Genomic DNA, 15,519 nt, shown 5'->3' on the forward strand with positions numbered 1-15,519 from the left:
TCTACAAAGCAGTGTCAAAGCACTAAGGTCGGTCTCAGATTCACCTGGCTCTCGGAAAGTTATCAGCTAAACAACTTCCCTGGAGAGATACAAGGTCGGGCTTCAGCCCGACAACCCAACTCAAAGTTCAGCGGCAACCTGTGTTGGCCTAAAGACCAACCTACAACGACAGCTCATCTGAAGGTCGGGCTTTAGCCCGACAACCCATCCCCAAATTCAGCAGAAACCTGTGTTGGCCTAAAGGCCAACCTACAACCTCGGCTCATCTGTAGGTCGGGCTTCAGCCCGACAACCCAACCGCAAATTAAGCAGCAACCTATGTTGACCTAAAGACCAACCTACAACAACGCTTCATCTGTAGGTCGGGCTTCAGCCCGACAACCCAATCGCAAGTTCAGAGGTAAACTGTGTTGGCCTAAAGACCAACCTACAACCACGCCTCAACTGTAGGTCGGGCTTCAGCCCGACAACCCAACTCCAAGTTCAGCGGCAACCTGTGTTGGCCTAAAGACCAACCTACAACCTCGGCTCATCTGTAGGTCGGGCTTCAGCCCGACATGACCAGCTGTAAATTCGGCCAATTTTCCTGCCAGCCTTTCCCTTCAACACGCGTCATAAAATCTCGTGGCTTGGGCCGCTTAGCATTCAACGTAATAGTATTCGCAAAGTTTGCCGCCAAACCAAACGGGGCGATGATTTCAATCTGCTGATCACACAATTGCCGGGCACCAACGGCCGTTTCCACCTCTACCCAATAGCTCATCGCATCGGCCGTAGATGTATAAGGCCGGTCGTGATTACGCAGATGCATGCGCGCCTGGTTCTTTACCGACCAGGGATGATCGGTTAATGCCTGCAGTTGCTGCTCGTATGCTAAATCCTGCTCTGCGGAGGTCTCGTCAGCAGCAAAATAAATCAGATCAATATCATTGAGTGGCGTGGGTTGCTTTAGTTTATGCAACCTGTCCCAGATGAGGTTACGAACAAAGCCCGCAGCCAGGCACCAATCGTTTAACTCTAGCGTTGCTGCTGCGGCTAATGCTTCCATGCGGTAGCTATCGTCCGTTAGCCAGCCGATGACCTCAGCGTCATAGTTCAATGAAGGCTCCTTTGCTATATAAAAATTTTCTGGTGAGGTTTAATAGATAGGGTTAAGTTCAGGCATCCGCAGCAGATTCATTTGCCGCAGGGCTGTTATAATTTAGCTATCAACAGTGAGCCAATAACAAAACACATGAAACCAAATTATTTAGTCCATGACGATATCTACGTTGAAATTAGGAAGCAAGGCTTCAATGGCTGGGGTGGTAACCAGCGATTACTCAACGCCCAATTGATCGATCGTTTTTTCGAGATAGATCAGCCATTGCCACTGGGTCAGTTACTGGAACTTGGCTGCGGAGAAGGCCACCATTGCCGGGCATTTTCTGAGCGTGGTTATGAAACTTTCGGCATAGACATTTCTCCAACCGCTATCGAATGGGCCAGGGAAAAATCTCAGTCTTTCGGTATTTCTGGACACTATTCGGTAGGAGATTTAACTCAACCAAACTATCAATTTGAAACCGAATTCGATGTAGTGATTGACGGCAATTGCCTACACTGCATTATCGATGATGATCGATCAATCTTTTTGAATAATGTGAATAAGGCGCTAAAACCAAACGGCGTATTCTTTGTAAGCAGCCTCTGCACTTCTGAAGCAGAAAGCTACTTAACCTATAGGAATGGCTTACCTTACCGACAAATTACTACGGCGAACGAATTGGAAGTTGAACTCGCCGAAGCCGGGCTGAAGCTTTTAAGCAAACGGGTATTCCAACGGAAGGGCCATTGCCATATTACAGCTCATGCCATCAAAGCCAGGTAGACAACCCAGCCCCAAATTCAGCAGCAACCTGTGTTGGCCTGAAGACCAACCTACAACCTCGGCTCATCTGTAGGTCGGGCTTTAGCCCGACAACCCAGCCCCAAGTTCAGCAGCAACCTGTGTTGGCCTGAAGGCCAACCTACAACCACAGCTCATCTGTAGGTCGGGCTTCAGCCCGACAACCCAGCCCCAAGTTCAGCGGCAATCTGTGTTGGCCTAAAGACCAACCTACAACCACAGCTCATTTGTAGGTCGGGCTTTAGCCCGACAACCCAGCCCCAAGTTCAGAGCTAAACTGTGTTGGCCTAAAGATCAACCTACAACCACAGCTCATCTGCAGGTCGGGCTTTAGCCCGACAACCCAACTCCAAGTTCAGCAGCAACCTGTGCTGGCCTAAAGGCCAACCTACAACCACAGCTCATCTGTAGGTCGGGCTTCAGCCCGACAACCCAGCCCCAAGTTCAGCGGCAATCTGTGTTGGCCTGAAGACCAACCTACAACCACAGCTCATCTGTAGGTCGGGCTTTAGCCCGACAACCCAACCGCAAATTCAGCAGCAACCTGTGCTGGCCTAAAGACCAACCTACAACTGCGGCTCATTTGTAGGTCGGGCTTTAGCCCGACAACCCAACTCCAAGTTCAGAGGTAAACTGTGTTGGCCTGAAGGCCAACCTACAACCTCGACTCATTTGTAGGTCGGGCTTCAGCCCGACAAACCCGCCACCGGCATCCGCATCTGTATGCGCTTACCATACAGTCCAGAAAACCAATCAAGCCCCCGGCCCGCAATCAATACACCCCTTCACCAGCTCGGCTCCCAGGTGCAGCTGCGAGCTGACATCACGGAAGGCGGTGCGCACACCCTCTTCAATAACCGGGTGATAAAAAGGCATGGCCAGTATCTCGTTCACCGTGAGCTTCTGCTGCAGTGCCCAGGCCAGCAAGTGGCCAATGTGCTCTGCCGCGGGGCCAACCATTTCTGCCCCCAAAAACTGGCCGGTGCCCTGCTGGGCGTAAACCCGCAGTATGCCTTTATTTTTGCCCATAACGCGGCTGCGCCCCTGACCGGAAAACTCAACCTTGCCCACGGCATAGCAATCGGGCTGACGGGCTTCGAGCGCGGCGTATCCTTCACCCACGGTGAGCATTTGCGGGTCGGTAAATACAATGCCCAGTGGCACTGTGCGATGCCCGGCTCGAATATTGGGGTAACGCCCGGCATTGCCGCCGGCAATGCGGCCTTCGTCGGCCGCTTCGTGCAGCAATGTGAGCTGGTTGTTTACATCACCAGCAATAAAGATATGCGGCTGGCTGGTCTGCAGGGTATAGGGGTCAAATTCCGGTACGCTGTTTTTATCAACAGTCACACCGGCATTTTCAATATCCAGCTTATCGATATTGGGCGCACGACCGGTAGCGGCCATCAGGTACTGGAATACCTCCTTCTGCATTACATCTGCTTTATCTTTGTAGAAAATCTCTACGCCGCCGTCCACCCGCTTAATGGTTTCCACCTCTGCGTAGGTATCTAAATAAAACTCATCCGAGAAAATATCGTAAGCCTGCTGTTTCACAGCCGGGTCGGAAAGCGTTGCCAGCGACCCGCGAACGCCAAATACTTTCACCTTTACACCCAAGCGCGACAGTGCCTGTCCAATTTCCAGACCAATCACACCCGGCCCAAATACGGCGACGGATTCCGGTAGATCATCCAGTTCAAAAATATCATCGTTGGTCAGCAGGCGGTCTTCCGCTGCCTTAAAAAAGCCGGGGTAAACCGGTCGTGAACCGGTTGCGATAACAATGCGCTCGGCGGTAATGCGGGTATGGTCGTCTACCTGCAGGGTGTGGGCATCCATGAACTTTGCATAGCCCTGAACCTTATGGTTTGGGTCGAACTCGTCGATGGTTTCCAGTACAAAACCGACAAAGCGATCGCGCTCGGCTTTTACCCGTTGCATGACGGCTTTACCGTCGATTTTGACATTATCCACTGTAATACCGAACAGGCCGGTATGCTGCGCCTGATGCGCGGCCTCGGCTGCGGCAATTAGCAGTTTGCTGGGCATACAGCCAACCCGCGCACAGGTTGTGCCGTAGTTTCCACCTTCAATCACGGCGATGCTGTTGGTGTGTTTTTTAGCGGCCCGGTAAGCACCCATGCCGGCAGTGCCGGTGCCAATAATGGCAACATCAACAGTTAAATTTCTTACGTCACTCATCGTCTGCTCCTGTTATTGGGCTTAGGCTGGCTGGTAGCTTCTTAACCACTGGATGATATCACTCGATTCATACAACCACTGTACGCGACCGTTGCTCTTTTCAATGCGCAGGCACGGCACCTGGCGCTTACCGCCCTCTTTGATCAGCTCTTTTTCAAACTTTTTGTGCTTTTGAATATCGCGGTTCTCAATGCTGAGGCCGGCGCGTTTAATGTCCATTTTCACCATCAGACAAAATGGACAACTGTTGTAATGATATAAAGACAAATGCTTAACCTGGGTTTGGTGCTGCATGATTCGTTCTCCCAACTGGATCGATGAAGAAATTATGGGGGCTGTGAACTGGACAAACTATGCAATAATGTCGGTGTTTTTTGTCATTTTTTCGGAATCGACGGCATGGATTCAACCGACGCCTTAACGGATGTTCTTAAAGCCATTCGCCTGAAGGGCAGTACCTATTTTTGCGGCGGCTTTGACGCGCCCTGGAAAATGGCCTGGCCGGAAAGCCACAACACCGGCGCATTCCACGTGGTGGTTAAAGGCGGTTGCTGGCTGGTGCAGCAGGGCGCGGAACCGGTACAGTTGAAAACCGGCGATATCATTGCCTTCCCTGCCGGCGGTGCGCATACACTTTCCGATGAGCTGAATTCACCCGAACAGCTCAATGAAAATGACGATGCCGACATCACCCTGCTGTGCGGCACCTTCAATTACGACAGTTCCATTGAGCACCCCTTCGTGAAAGACCTGCCCTGCTTTATTCACATTAAGGCAGAGCGCACACCGGGCCTTGACTGGTTACGGTCGCTGACGCAGGTGATTGCTGTAGAGGCGAAGTCGCCTTCACCCGGCAGTGAGGCAATGATCGATAAACTCACCGAGGCGCTGTTTATTCAGCTCATTCGGCTGCATGTGGCCGAGCACCCTAAAGATATAAATTACCTATCAGCGCTAATAGACCCGCAAATTGGCGAGGCATTAAATTGCATTCATGGCGAAACAGAGGCGTATTGGAGCATAGATCAGCTGGCAAAAAACGCCGCTATGTCGCGTACTGCCTTTACTGATAAATTCACCAAAATGGTGGGCGTTTCACCCAAGGGGTATTTAACCGATACACGCATGCAGCGCGCTAAAAAGCGGCTCATGGAAAGTAAAGAATCGATGCTGGCGATTGCACTGGAAAGCGGTTATTCATCGGAAGCGGCGTTCAGCAAAGCGTTTAAAAAGTTTTTTAATTTATCGCCGGGGAAGCTGCGTAAAAGCCGTTGAGTTGCCGCCAGGTAATCCGTTTTGTATTGGTTGTGGCAAGTTATAGCGCTTTCACAACCGGGTCATTCATCGGCTTAAAATGCTTCAGCAAAAGTTTTTCAAGATCCCGCTGATTTATCGGCTTCGTTAAAAATCCGGCCATGCCGGCCGTGAGTGCCTCGTTTTCAAAATACTCACCCACGTGCGCTGAAAGACCAATCACCAGCGTTTGATTCATCGCATTTATTCTGCGGGTCGCTTCCAGGCCATCCATCTCCGGCATGTCGTAATCCATCAACACCATATCGAACCGATGCTTGCCGGCCAGCTCAATGGCCTTTTTACCACTCTCCGCGGTTAGGCACTTCACCTTAAAGCGCTTTAACAGCCCGGATAAAACCAGCAGGTTGGTGGCGTTATCGTCGACACCCAGAATTGTGATGTGGCTGAAATCCGGTATTTTCTTTTTCGCCACCCCAGCCGGTTTTGGTTGCTTGCAAACCTTATTGGCCAGCCATAAATTACTGACCAGCAACGGCCAACTGGCAAACTTATCACGCGGGTCACGCTTATGAATTTTCTGCATGCTGCTGTCGCAGCCGATGAAGGTTACATCCACCCCGGCGAATCTATTGCGCACCTTAGATGCCAGATCCGAAGCGCTGGCCTCTGGGAACCGGCAATCCACCACTAATCGATCCACCTTAGGCAGCGCCATGGCGTTGTTAAATTCGGCGACATTTTTTACCCAGATAACAGCGGGTGCGTTGCTGTCTTCCTGCCACAAGTCGACCAGAATTTTCGAAGCCGTACAGAATAAAACGGTATCGTGACTCGGCTGAATAGCCAGCTCCGGATCCAAACAGGGCATGGTGAAGGTAAAGGAGGTGCCTTCAGCCAACTTGCTGTTCACGCTGATTTCACCGCCCCAAAGTTCGACAATTTCTTTAGCAATGGAAAGCCCCAGGCCAGTGCCGCCGTATTTCCGCGTTGCTGTTGCATCGGCCTGACTGAAACGATTAAACAGCTGATCGAGGTTTTCTTCACTGATACCAATGCCGGTATCACACACAGAGAAGACCAGTTTTTCGTCTTTAACATCAACCCTAAGCAGTATCTGGCCGTGGTCTGTAAATTTAAAGGCGTTACTGATCAGATTCATCAGCACCTGCTGCAGGCGCGCGGAATCGGCCAATATTTTCAGCGGTACGCGGGCATCCACCCGGCCGGCCAGCAGAATTCTTTTCCTGCTGCTTTGCTGCTTGTACACCGCCAGGCATTGGCTGATGACTTTGCGCAGCTCAACCGGTTGGTTTTCCAGCTTGAATTTACCGGCTTCAATCTGGCTGAGATCGAGCACATCGTTGATGATGCGCAGCAGAACATCGCTGCTGTTCTTCAGGGTTTCGATGTACGGCATTTGTGTTTCAGAGGCCTCGGCCCGCAGCAGATCGATGACGCCCATAATGGCGTTCATCGGCGTGCGGATTTCATGGCTCATGTTGGCAATAAAGCGGCCTTTGGCGTTCATCGATTGAATGGCATGGGCTTTGGTTTCTTCCAGCATTTGCTCATGCAGCCGTTGCCGGGTGGCATCGAAGTGGAAACCGGAGAGCTCAATAGGCACGTTATCGACCCGCAAAATATAGCCGGAGGCGGATATCCAGCGCTCTTCACCATCCGGGCGGATAATCCGGTAGCTGTGCTTGAAGATATTACCCTTACCGTCGATAAGGTTATTCATATTAGCAGTGGCCCGCTCACGATCTTCCGGGTGGATGAGTCGTTCCCAGGTGCCCTTATCAATAACCCGCTGTTCACCGCCCAGGCCGAAGAGTTCCAGCGAGTTTTCATCCCAGACGGTTTCACCCTTAGCCACGTTGTAATAAAAAATACCGGCATTGGCGGCACTGACCGCCTTGTTCAACAGCTCAACCTGATCTTTCAGCTTTTTATTTTCGGTGTTACGCACATACAGCTGGTTCACGCAGAACAGCAGCGCGATACACAAACTCACAACCAGGGCTAACAAAATCCAATCCATAGAAAATAAATGCCTCAGCGACCAAATACAGGAAATTCAACAAACATTTCAAACACTAATCAGGCGTGCGCTTACGCCCCTATACTGCCAATAAAGCGCCACTGGCGCAGTAAGTAATTAGGACAACTTTGAACCGGGCCTAAAACATCCGAAAAAAGGTGCATGCCACAGCTCTTTGCCTTGCAGTACAATAGACCAGAACCTTAGTATTTGAAGCGATTATGACCAATACCGTGCATTGCAGCCGCCACAAGCAAGAGCTTCCGGCGCTCGAGAAACCGCCCTTCCCCGGCCCAAAAGGCCAGGAAATTTTCCAGACTGTTTCTGCCCAGGCGTGGCAGGAATGGCAGGCACATCAGACCCGGCTGATTAACGAAAAGCAGCTCAGCGCTACCGATAAAGAACACCGAAAGTACTTAGCTGACCAGATGAATAAGTTTTTGAATGGCGAAGAAGTGGACGACATAGAAGGCTACGTGCCACCGGCGGAATAACCTGTTCCACCGGCAGAAACATCAGTCTTTTTTATTCAGTTCTTCCAGGCGCCGTATGCCTTTTTTACGGTGCTTATTGACCAGCGCCCATTTTTCTTTCAGCTCGGCACGGTGCCCGGCATCTTTCTCTTGGTCGATCTGATCCTTCAGATCATTGGATTTCTGCTTCAGCTCGGCCAGCGTCTTTTTAAGCTTTTTCTTATCGGAACCGTCCGGGTCCTTCATCAGCTTTTTCAGTTTTTCCAGCCAGTCCGGACGCTTTTTATCTTTTGCCATGAGTGTTTACTCCCATCAGGCCACTTCATCGTTTTCCAGTATCAGGCTTTCCGCAGCGGAGCGCTCATTACCGGAACTACACCAATACAGGGTTTGCGCCATTTGAATAAGACGCTGACCAATATCCAGACAGTACTGACTGTCATTCATTAAAGACGAGATCAGCGTACGCGGTATTTTTCCGCGCGCGATTAACTGATCCAGCTCACCATTGGACAGGATATCCTGCTTCTGCAGCGCCTGTTGCACTTCAGCAAAAGCGACCAGTGCCTCTTCTTCTTCCGGGATCACCATAATTTGCTGCAGGCGGTTGAGTACCGTTGCCAACTGCTTTCGAATGTTGCGGTATTGCTTGCGGATTTCCACATTCTCGTGCTGATTGAACTTATGCACGTTCTTCTGCAGGTGCTTGGTATCTTTCACCGCGTTCATCAAATCCCGGCAGGCCAGTTTAATTTTAAATATGGTTTCCGCCTGCGCTTCCGACAGGGGTTTGGGCAACTGATTGGCAGCTTCGAAGATGGCGGCATTCAGCGGCCGAATGTAACGGCTGTAGAGTTCTTCAACATCGGTCTTTTCCGCGTTGGCATCCACACTGATAACAGCCAGGGCAATCTTCTGTTCAGATTCGATATCGCTGCGGTTCAGGTATAGCGAGTAGGCGATCACGGCGATGGCGTTATCCCACAGTCGCCCGGTTTCACTCAAAATAGCTTTAACCCCGGTATCGGGGTGCGCCATAACGCTTTTGGAAAGGAACTGGGTTTGCACCTCTTCGTTGCGCATATCTTTGCGGTGCACCGGCAGGGTTAACTGCTGTCGACGGTCATCGCTGATTATGCGCCGCAACAACGCCGCCAGCTTATGCACAAACGGCAGGATCAGCGCCACCCCCAGCACATTAAAGATGGTGTGGAACAGGCTCAGCTTCAGGGTGTAATCGGTTGCGCCAATACCAAACAGGGCGGATAAAAACTCCACGCTCTGGATCAGCTGCTGAATAAAAATCAGTGCCACCAGCGCGGTAATGCCATTGAATACCAGGTGCGCAGCCGCCAGTTGCCGGCCAGCCGCATTAGAGCCGATAGCGCCGATAACCGCGGTGACCGTGGTACCGATATTGGCACCAATGGCCAGCGCGATGGCGTTATCGTAGGTTATCTGGTTGGAAGCCAGCGCGGTAATAATCAGCACCAGCGTGGCATGGCTCGATTGCATTATCACCGTGGCCAACAGGCCAAAGAAGGTAAACAGCAATAAGCCCTGCCAGCCTTCCACGGCAAAGCGGGTTAAATCAATCGCCGAGCGGAAGGCATCGAAGCCCTCCTTCATAAAATAGATGCCCAAAAACAAAAAGCCGAGCCCGGTGAGGATGTGGCCGATGCCCTTGAGCGACTTGTGCGACTGCATCACCAGCACAATACCCACCATCAGCATGGGCATGGCATAGGCGCTGATTTTAACCTTCAGCCCCACCGCAGCCACCAGCCAGGCGCCGGTTGTGGTGCCGATGTTCGCGCCGAGAATAATGCCAATGCCCTGACTGAGCTGCAGCAGCCCCGAGCTTAAAAACGAAATGGTAATCACCGAGATCAGCGAACTGGATTGCACCAGCGTGGTGGAAAGCACACCAAAGCTGACGGATTTCCACAGCCGGTTGGTACTGACGCTGAGCAGCCGCTCCAGCGTACCGCCGGTAAACGCACGGAACCCTTCGTCCATAGAAAGCATGCCAAACAAAAAGATGGCGACGCCGGCACCGATTTGCTGAACGTGAGAAGTCCACCACAGTGAGCCGAACAAAAAGATTAAGCCGCTGAACAGGAACAGTCTTCTAACCATGCAGTACTCTTTTATTTTTCAGTTTAGACGGCTTTTACATGGGTTGCTTAAACAGTGTTGCTTTTGTATGGTGCCGAAAAAAACAGGCGGATCTCCTTATGACGACAGGCCTCGGCTTTCAGAGCGAGTATGTAATTAATCACCTCAGCTGCGAAGTGATTGAGCACGATGAGTTCACTGTTTTGAGAACGCCGGATAACCCCAACTACTACTTCGGCAACATGCTCGCGCTGAAGGTTCCGCTGCACAGCAAAAGCCGAAGCGAGTGGCAACAGGCCTTTCAGCAGGCGTTTGCCGATATGCCAAAGGTGAAGCACGAAACCTACAGCTGGCCGCGCTGTGAACAGTTCAATGCCAATAGTCTGGAAGACTTTGCCAAAGATCACTTCGCCTACGAAGAAGACCACATCCTGACGCAGCCAAGAAGCACGTTCACAAAACCGTTAACCCTGAATACCGAGGTTAGCCTGCGCCCGCTGACATCCGATACCGACTGGCAACAGTGGATGCAGCTTTCAATTCAGGAAATGAATACCGAACACGACGAAAGCAGCCTGCGCCCTTACCTCCTCGCAAAGCGCGATAAATACCGGAAGCTCGAAGCCAGGGGTTACGGTCAATATATGGGCGCCTTTGCTGGTGAACGCCTGATCGGCTACGCCGGGCTTTATCATCTGCACAAGATTGCACGCTTTCAGAGTGTGCATGTCATCCCCGAGTTCGAAAACCGCAAGGTGGCCAAAACCCTGCTGACCCGGCTTATCGAGCAGGTAAACCCGCACGTGGAAACACTGGTCATCGTCGCCGACGAGCATTATCACGCCACCCTGCTGTATCAGAGCCTGGGCTTTCAGGTAACCGAACGCCAGTGCAGCCTCAGTTGGTGGCCAGAGCGTAATCAGCAGGCTTAGCTCAAGCCTGCGCAGCCAACTGCTGAAGAATCGTCACCTGCAGCTTAATCTTTTTGCCGGTCAGTTTTTTCTGCAGCCTGGCGATAAAGCCGCGGTCGACCTGTTCCGGCATCAGCGCGGAAAAGTTCTCGATCGATGCCAGCTGAACCGCGCAGTCGTTAAACTGACCCAGCGTTTCCTGCTGTTGCTTTAACTGCCGCAGCGGCTCGCGAAACTTATCTTTTTTAAACAGATAGCCAAAGGCTTCCAGCAGGTAGCGCAGTTTTTTGTATTCAATGCGCAACTGATGAATTTCTTGCTCCCGTCCGTCACGCTCAATGGCTTCAGTGATGCGGTTAATTTTTTTACGCTGGCGAGCGATGGCGGCTTTCACGGCCTTTTTCACCTGCTTGTCATCGCGGCACGCTTCCGGGCTCTGGCTGTATGTGGTGAAAAACTCCACCAGCTGTTGCATCGCCTGTTTGTAACGGTAACTGCCCAGCCATTGTTGCAGCTGCGCTGCCTGCTGCTGTTGGTTAGCCGCTATCGCGCCAAAGAATAAATCGAGATCTGGTACGCGCTTATCCGCCACCCAAGACTGATACTGCGCATGCAGAGACAGGAATACATCGAGATCACGCAGCTGACTGGTATTGTGCGCCAGCTCCTTCAGACCCTGGCTCAGCACCTTACGGAAGGGCGGCGGGTAGGCTTCGCGGAACAGGCCCAGCAGAGCCCGGCAGCGACGCAACGCCACGCGGTAATCGTGCAGCGTTTCGATATCCCGCCCTTCCGCAGCGATGCTGTTTTCCAGCGCCCGGCAACTATTGAGCTGCTCCGCAATTTTATAGCTCAGAACAGGTTGCACAGCTTTTACATTTTTCATTGTTTTCACCCAAAAAAACGGCTGACCTGATGCAATAAATATAGCCCAAAACCGCCCCGAGCTCCGCGAACCGGTGTGACCGACGTGCGCAAATAAAATAAGCGTAAATGACAAGCGTTTGGCGCAAAGGGATAAGAGGTGGCAGATTTTGACAAGTACACTCTGCGCATCTGAAAAAAGGAGTACGAATGAACGCTCACTTCCGGTCTGCCTGCCGTCTGGCAATGGCTCTTACCCTGACCAGTTCCGTTTTTGCCAACGATGCCTTATCTGACGCCTGGGCGCTGCTGAAGCAGGAAAATGCCGATCTGGCTTCGCAACAGAAGGTTGTCGAATCAGAACAGGCGCAGCTGGAGAATGCCAAAGACCTGCGTCAGCCGACGGTCAGCCTTGCCAGCCAGTACAACGTGATGAACGATGACATTACGCTGTCGATGGATCTCAGCGCCTATGGCCTGGGCAACCTCGACTACGAGGTGCAGGATCAGACCTTCTGGAATACCGAGCTTACGGTAACCATGCCGCTGTATACCGGCGGCCAGATCAGCGCCGGCATTGATTCGGCACAGGCCGACATTGCCGAAAGCACCGCCAAAAAACAGCAGATTGAAGACGCTCTGTTCACCACCTTTGTTCGCCGTTACCTGGGCGTGGAGCTGGCGCAGCAAAACCTGGCCACCCGCAAGCTGGCCCTAGACAACCTGCAGAAACATCTGGAGCGCGCCATCCGCATGGAGCAGGAAGGCAGCATTGCCCATACCCAGCGCCTGCAATCGGAAGTGGAACGCGATAAAGCCCGACGCGAATGGCAGCAGGCGGCCGATGATTACGAACTGGCGCTGTCGGCGTACCAGGCGATGTTTAAATCTGATGCCATCGCACCGGCGCAACGGCTGGTGTATGTCGATATTCCGCTGCCGGAAAAACACCGCATCAGCGACATGGTGCTGTCACGCTCCCCCATACTGGCGCAGATCAGCGCCAATCAGGATAAAGCCAATGCCGGCGTGAAGGCCACCGAAGGCGCCATGAAGCCCACCGTGGCGCTGTTCGGGTTAATGGAGCTGGCCAAAGATGACCTCACCGCACTGGAGCCGGAATGGGTGGTCGGGGCCAGCCTGCAATGGAAGCTGTACGGCGGCGGCAACCGCTCGGCCACCAAGCTGAGCTACTTAGCGCTGTCGGAATCGGCCGATTTAAAAGCCCAGCAGGTGCGACGCGATTTAACGCTCTATGCCACTCAGGCAGTGCTGTCGTTAGAAAGCGCCGAGAACAGCTACCTGTCGCTGCAATCCAGCAAAGAGCTGGCCGATGAAAACTTACGCCTGCAGCAAAAAGCCTTTATTCAGGGGGTAAGCACCGCGCTTGATGAAGTGGACGCCCACCTGCTGGTCACCGGCATTCAGCTGGAAAGCCACAAGGCGCTGTACGACTACTACACCGCGCTGGCTGATTTAGCCGCGCTGACCGGCGAGATAGATCGCTTCCTGCAGTTTATGCAGGACATGCCCGGGTTTACCGACGGCGTAAACCCATAATCCAAACCCAATAGCCCAGACACCTAATTTCTTCGGGAAGCACTATGAAACGTTCAACCAGTATCATCACCGTACTCTATCTGATTGGCCTGCTGGCCTTTATCGGCTTCGGCTATTTCACACAGGATCAGGATCAGAGCAACATCATTCAGGCGCATTTCGATGCACCGGAGCAACGGGTCAGCGCCAAACTTGCCGGCCGTGTCGGCAGCGTTGAGGTTAAAGAGGGCGACATTCTGCAGCCGGGTGATCTGGTGTTCACACTCGACAGCCCCGAGCTGGATGCGAAAAAAGCACAGGTTGAGGCGTTAATCTCAGCAAAAACAGCGATGAAAGATCGCGCCAATCGCGGTGCCCGCTCTGAAGAGATTGAAATGGCGAAAGATAACCTGATGCGCGCCGAAGCCGGCGCCGAGCTGGCCCAGAAATCGCTGGCCCGGGTACAGAACCTGTTTGACGACGGGCTGATCTCTGAACAGCAACTGGATGAAACCAAGGCTCAGGCAAAATCGGCTCAGTACGTGAAAGAAGCGGCCAATGAGCAATATCAAATGGCGTTAAAAGGCACCGAAGAAGAACTGAAAGATGCCGCCGAAAGCGACCTTAAAGCAGCCCAGGCGCAAATGGCCGAATTGCAGGTCGCTCTGGCGGAAACCCGCATTACCGCGACTGAAGCCGGTGAAGTCAGTTCTATCCTGATCAACGAAGGCGAAATTGCACCGGCCGGCTTCCCGGTGGTGACGCTGATCGATATGAGCGAGGCCTACATCCGCTTCCACATCACTGAAGATCTGCTGAGCCTGTTCAGCAACGGCACCGAGTTTGAGGCCTACCTGCCTTCCTTTGATAAAGACGTATCCTTCACGGTCTATTACGTGTCCAGCATGGGCAGCTACACCACCTGGCAGGCCAGCAAACCGGGCGAATACGATCTGAAAACCTTTGAAGTGCGTGCCCGCCCGGCCGTCATTGAGCCGGGTTACCGCGCCGGTATGTCCGCCGTGATCACCCTGCCTAAGGCTGCCGAATGAGTGGTTTTACCGCCGGTTTAAAGCGTGAATGGCTGCGCCTGATCAGCCAACCCACCTATTGGGCGGCGCTGTTTCTGTTACCGATGGTGTGCTTTGTGCTGCTTGCCGGCATCTACAGCGTGCCCACGGTTTATGAGGTGCCGATGGATGTTGTCGATCTGGACGGCTCATCCTCTTCACGGGATACCATCTTTAACATCAATGCCAGCCCCAAGGTGGACCTGCGACAGGTACTGAACACCACCGAAGAGGCGATCGCGCGGGTAAAAAGCCACGAAACCTTTGGCTTTATGATTCTGCCGGAAGGCCTGGAGCGCAAGCTTTCAACCGGCGAGCAGATTGAGATTAACGCCTATGTGAATGAGCAGAGCCTGATGCTCGGCAATGTGCTTTCCGGTGAGGTGCTGGGCGGTGTTATTCGCAGCTCGTTGTCTCAAAGCGTGGTTTCGCTGATGGCCGCCGGTCAGAGCTATGATCAGGCACTGGCCAATGTGATCCCCATTGCCACCACCAGCGCCAAGCTGGGCAACAGCTATTTGAACTACCAATCCTTCCTGCTGGCTACTTTGCTGCCGCACATCTGGCACATTATGGTGATGACGGTGTCTATCATTGTCTTTGGTAAAGAGCTGAAAGACGGCACCATTGCCGACTGGTACGAAACCTCGGAAAAACACTTCCTGACGGCCATTTTCTCGAAAATGCTCATCCCCACCGTGGTTCTGGCGCTGTGGCTCATTGCCATCGATGTTTATGTGTTCGCGCTGCTCGATGCTCATGCTTACGCCTCGCTGGGCGCGCTGATCGTTTCCGGGCTGCTGACCCAACTGTGCTATATGGCCATTGGCATGAGCTTCGCTGCGCTGTTTTCTTCCTACCGTATGTCGCTGAGCATGGGCGCCTTTTTCACCACGCCGGCCTATTCGTTTGTTGGCATTACCTACCCGACTTTCAACATGGACTGGTTTTCCCAAACCTGGCGCGCCTTTCTGCCGGTAACGCACCTGTACGAAGCCCAAAATGCGATCCTGCACTGGCAGGCAAAACTGGTTGATGTTGTGCCCTACCTGCTGCCGCTGGCCGGTTTCACACTGGTGTACAGCCTGCTGGCTCTGCTGGCGCTGAAGAAGCGAATTTACAACAAAGCCCTCTGGTATCAGCACTAAGGACA

14 protein-coding genes are annotated in these 15,519 nt (G+C 52.7%); 7 read left to right on the forward strand and 7 right to left on the reverse strand.

Annotation, left to right across the window (positions count from 1 at the left end):
* Positions 1-547: 547 nt before the first annotated feature.
* Complete coding sequence (locus BCF53_RS14785; protein ID WP_132702738.1) at positions 548-1,099, reverse strand: nucleotidyltransferase family protein; 552 nt, start codon at positions 1,097-1,099, stop codon at positions 548-550.
* Positions 1,100-1,234: 135 nt separating this feature from the next.
* Between BCF53_RS14785 and BCF53_RS14790 the strand changes: the two genes are divergently transcribed.
* Entirely contained in the window at positions 1,235-1,870 is a 636-nt protein-coding gene (locus tag BCF53_RS14790; RefSeq protein ID WP_132702740.1) for a class I SAM-dependent methyltransferase, read from the forward strand.
* A 771-nt stretch (positions 1,871-2,641) separates the two neighbouring features.
* Here BCF53_RS14790 and BCF53_RS14795 read toward each other — a convergent pair.
* Entirely contained in the window at positions 2,642-4,093 is a 1,452-nt protein-coding gene (locus BCF53_RS14795; protein ID WP_132702742.1) for a dihydrolipoyl dehydrogenase, read from the reverse strand.
* A gap of 21 nt (positions 4,094-4,114) precedes the next feature.
* Positions 4,115-4,387 carry a glutaredoxin family protein gene (locus BCF53_RS14800; RefSeq protein WP_132702744.1) on the reverse strand — a complete coding sequence of 91 codons (273 nt, stop codon included), beginning with the start codon at positions 4,385-4,387 and terminating at the stop codon, positions 4,115-4,117.
* Positions 4,388-4,492: 105 nt separating this feature from the next.
* Between BCF53_RS14800 and BCF53_RS14805 the strand changes: the two genes are divergently transcribed.
* A complete protein-coding gene (locus BCF53_RS14805; RefSeq protein ID WP_132702746.1) occupies positions 4,493-5,368 on the forward strand; it encodes an AraC family transcriptional regulator in 876 nt (291 codons plus the stop codon).
* Between the two features lie 40 nt (positions 5,369-5,408).
* Here BCF53_RS14805 and BCF53_RS14810 read toward each other — a convergent pair whose 3' ends face one another.
* Positions 5,409-7,391 carry a PAS domain-containing hybrid sensor histidine kinase/response regulator gene (locus BCF53_RS14810; RefSeq protein WP_132702748.1) on the reverse strand — a complete coding sequence of 661 codons (1,983 nt, stop codon included), beginning with the start codon at positions 7,389-7,391 and terminating at the stop codon, positions 5,409-5,411.
* Between the two features lie 221 nt (positions 7,392-7,612).
* Here BCF53_RS14810 and BCF53_RS14815 point away from each other — a divergent pair, with 221 nt between their 5' ends.
* Positions 7,613-7,885: an oxidative damage protection protein gene (locus BCF53_RS14815; protein WP_132702750.1), complete on the forward strand. Its 273-nt coding sequence runs from the start codon at positions 7,613-7,615 to the stop codon at positions 7,883-7,885.
* A gap of 21 nt (positions 7,886-7,906) precedes the next feature.
* Here the strand turns inward: BCF53_RS14815 and BCF53_RS14820 are convergent, their stop codons facing one another.
* The gene (locus BCF53_RS14820) at positions 7,907-8,161 is read right to left on the reverse strand and encodes a hypothetical protein (protein WP_132702752.1); all 255 of its coding nucleotides are present in this window, start codon (positions 8,159-8,161) and stop codon (positions 7,907-7,909) included.
* Between the two features lie 15 nt (positions 8,162-8,176).
* Positions 8,177-10,003 (reverse strand): Na/Pi cotransporter family protein, encoded by a 1,827-nt coding sequence (locus tag BCF53_RS14825; RefSeq protein ID WP_132702754.1) that lies wholly within the window; start codon positions 10,001-10,003, stop codon positions 8,177-8,179.
* A gap of 98 nt (positions 10,004-10,101) precedes the next feature.
* Here BCF53_RS14825 and BCF53_RS14830 point away from each other — a divergent pair, with 98 nt between their 5' ends.
* Entirely contained in the window at positions 10,102-10,914 is an 813-nt protein-coding gene (locus BCF53_RS14830) for a GNAT family N-acetyltransferase (RefSeq protein WP_165901931.1), read from the forward strand.
* A 1-nt stretch (position 10,915) separates the two neighbouring features.
* Here the strand turns inward: BCF53_RS14830 and BCF53_RS14835 are convergent, their stop codons facing one another.
* Complete coding sequence (locus tag BCF53_RS14835; protein ID WP_132702758.1) at positions 10,916-11,779, reverse strand: CHAD domain-containing protein; 864 nt, start codon at positions 11,777-11,779, stop codon at positions 10,916-10,918.
* Positions 11,780-11,967: 188 nt separating this feature from the next.
* On the opposite strand from BCF53_RS14835, the gene BCF53_RS14840 reads away from it, so the two are divergent.
* The 3 genes from BCF53_RS14840 to BCF53_RS14850 are packed head-to-tail and all read left to right on the forward strand — an operon-like array spanning position 11,968 to position 15,514.
* The gene (locus BCF53_RS14840) at positions 11,968-13,317 is read left to right on the forward strand and encodes a TolC family protein (protein WP_132702760.1); all 1,350 of its coding nucleotides are present in this window, start codon (positions 11,968-11,970) and stop codon (positions 13,315-13,317) included.
* Between the two features lie 44 nt (positions 13,318-13,361).
* Positions 13,362-14,348: an HlyD family secretion protein gene (locus tag BCF53_RS14845; RefSeq protein WP_132702762.1), complete on the forward strand. Its 987-nt coding sequence runs from the start codon at positions 13,362-13,364 to the stop codon at positions 14,346-14,348.
* Positions 14,345-15,514, forward strand: a complete 1,170-nt coding sequence (locus tag BCF53_RS14850) for an ABC transporter permease (RefSeq protein WP_132702764.1) — start codon at positions 14,345-14,347, stop codon at positions 15,512-15,514. The genes BCF53_RS14845 and BCF53_RS14850 overlap by 4 nt, the downstream gene beginning before the upstream one ends.
* Positions 15,515-15,519: the final 5 nt, after the last annotated feature.

This window comes from Reinekea marinisedimentorum (assembly GCF_004341165.1).
Taxonomy (GTDB): domain Bacteria; phylum Pseudomonadota; class Gammaproteobacteria; order Pseudomonadales; family Natronospirillaceae; genus Reinekea; species Reinekea marinisedimentorum.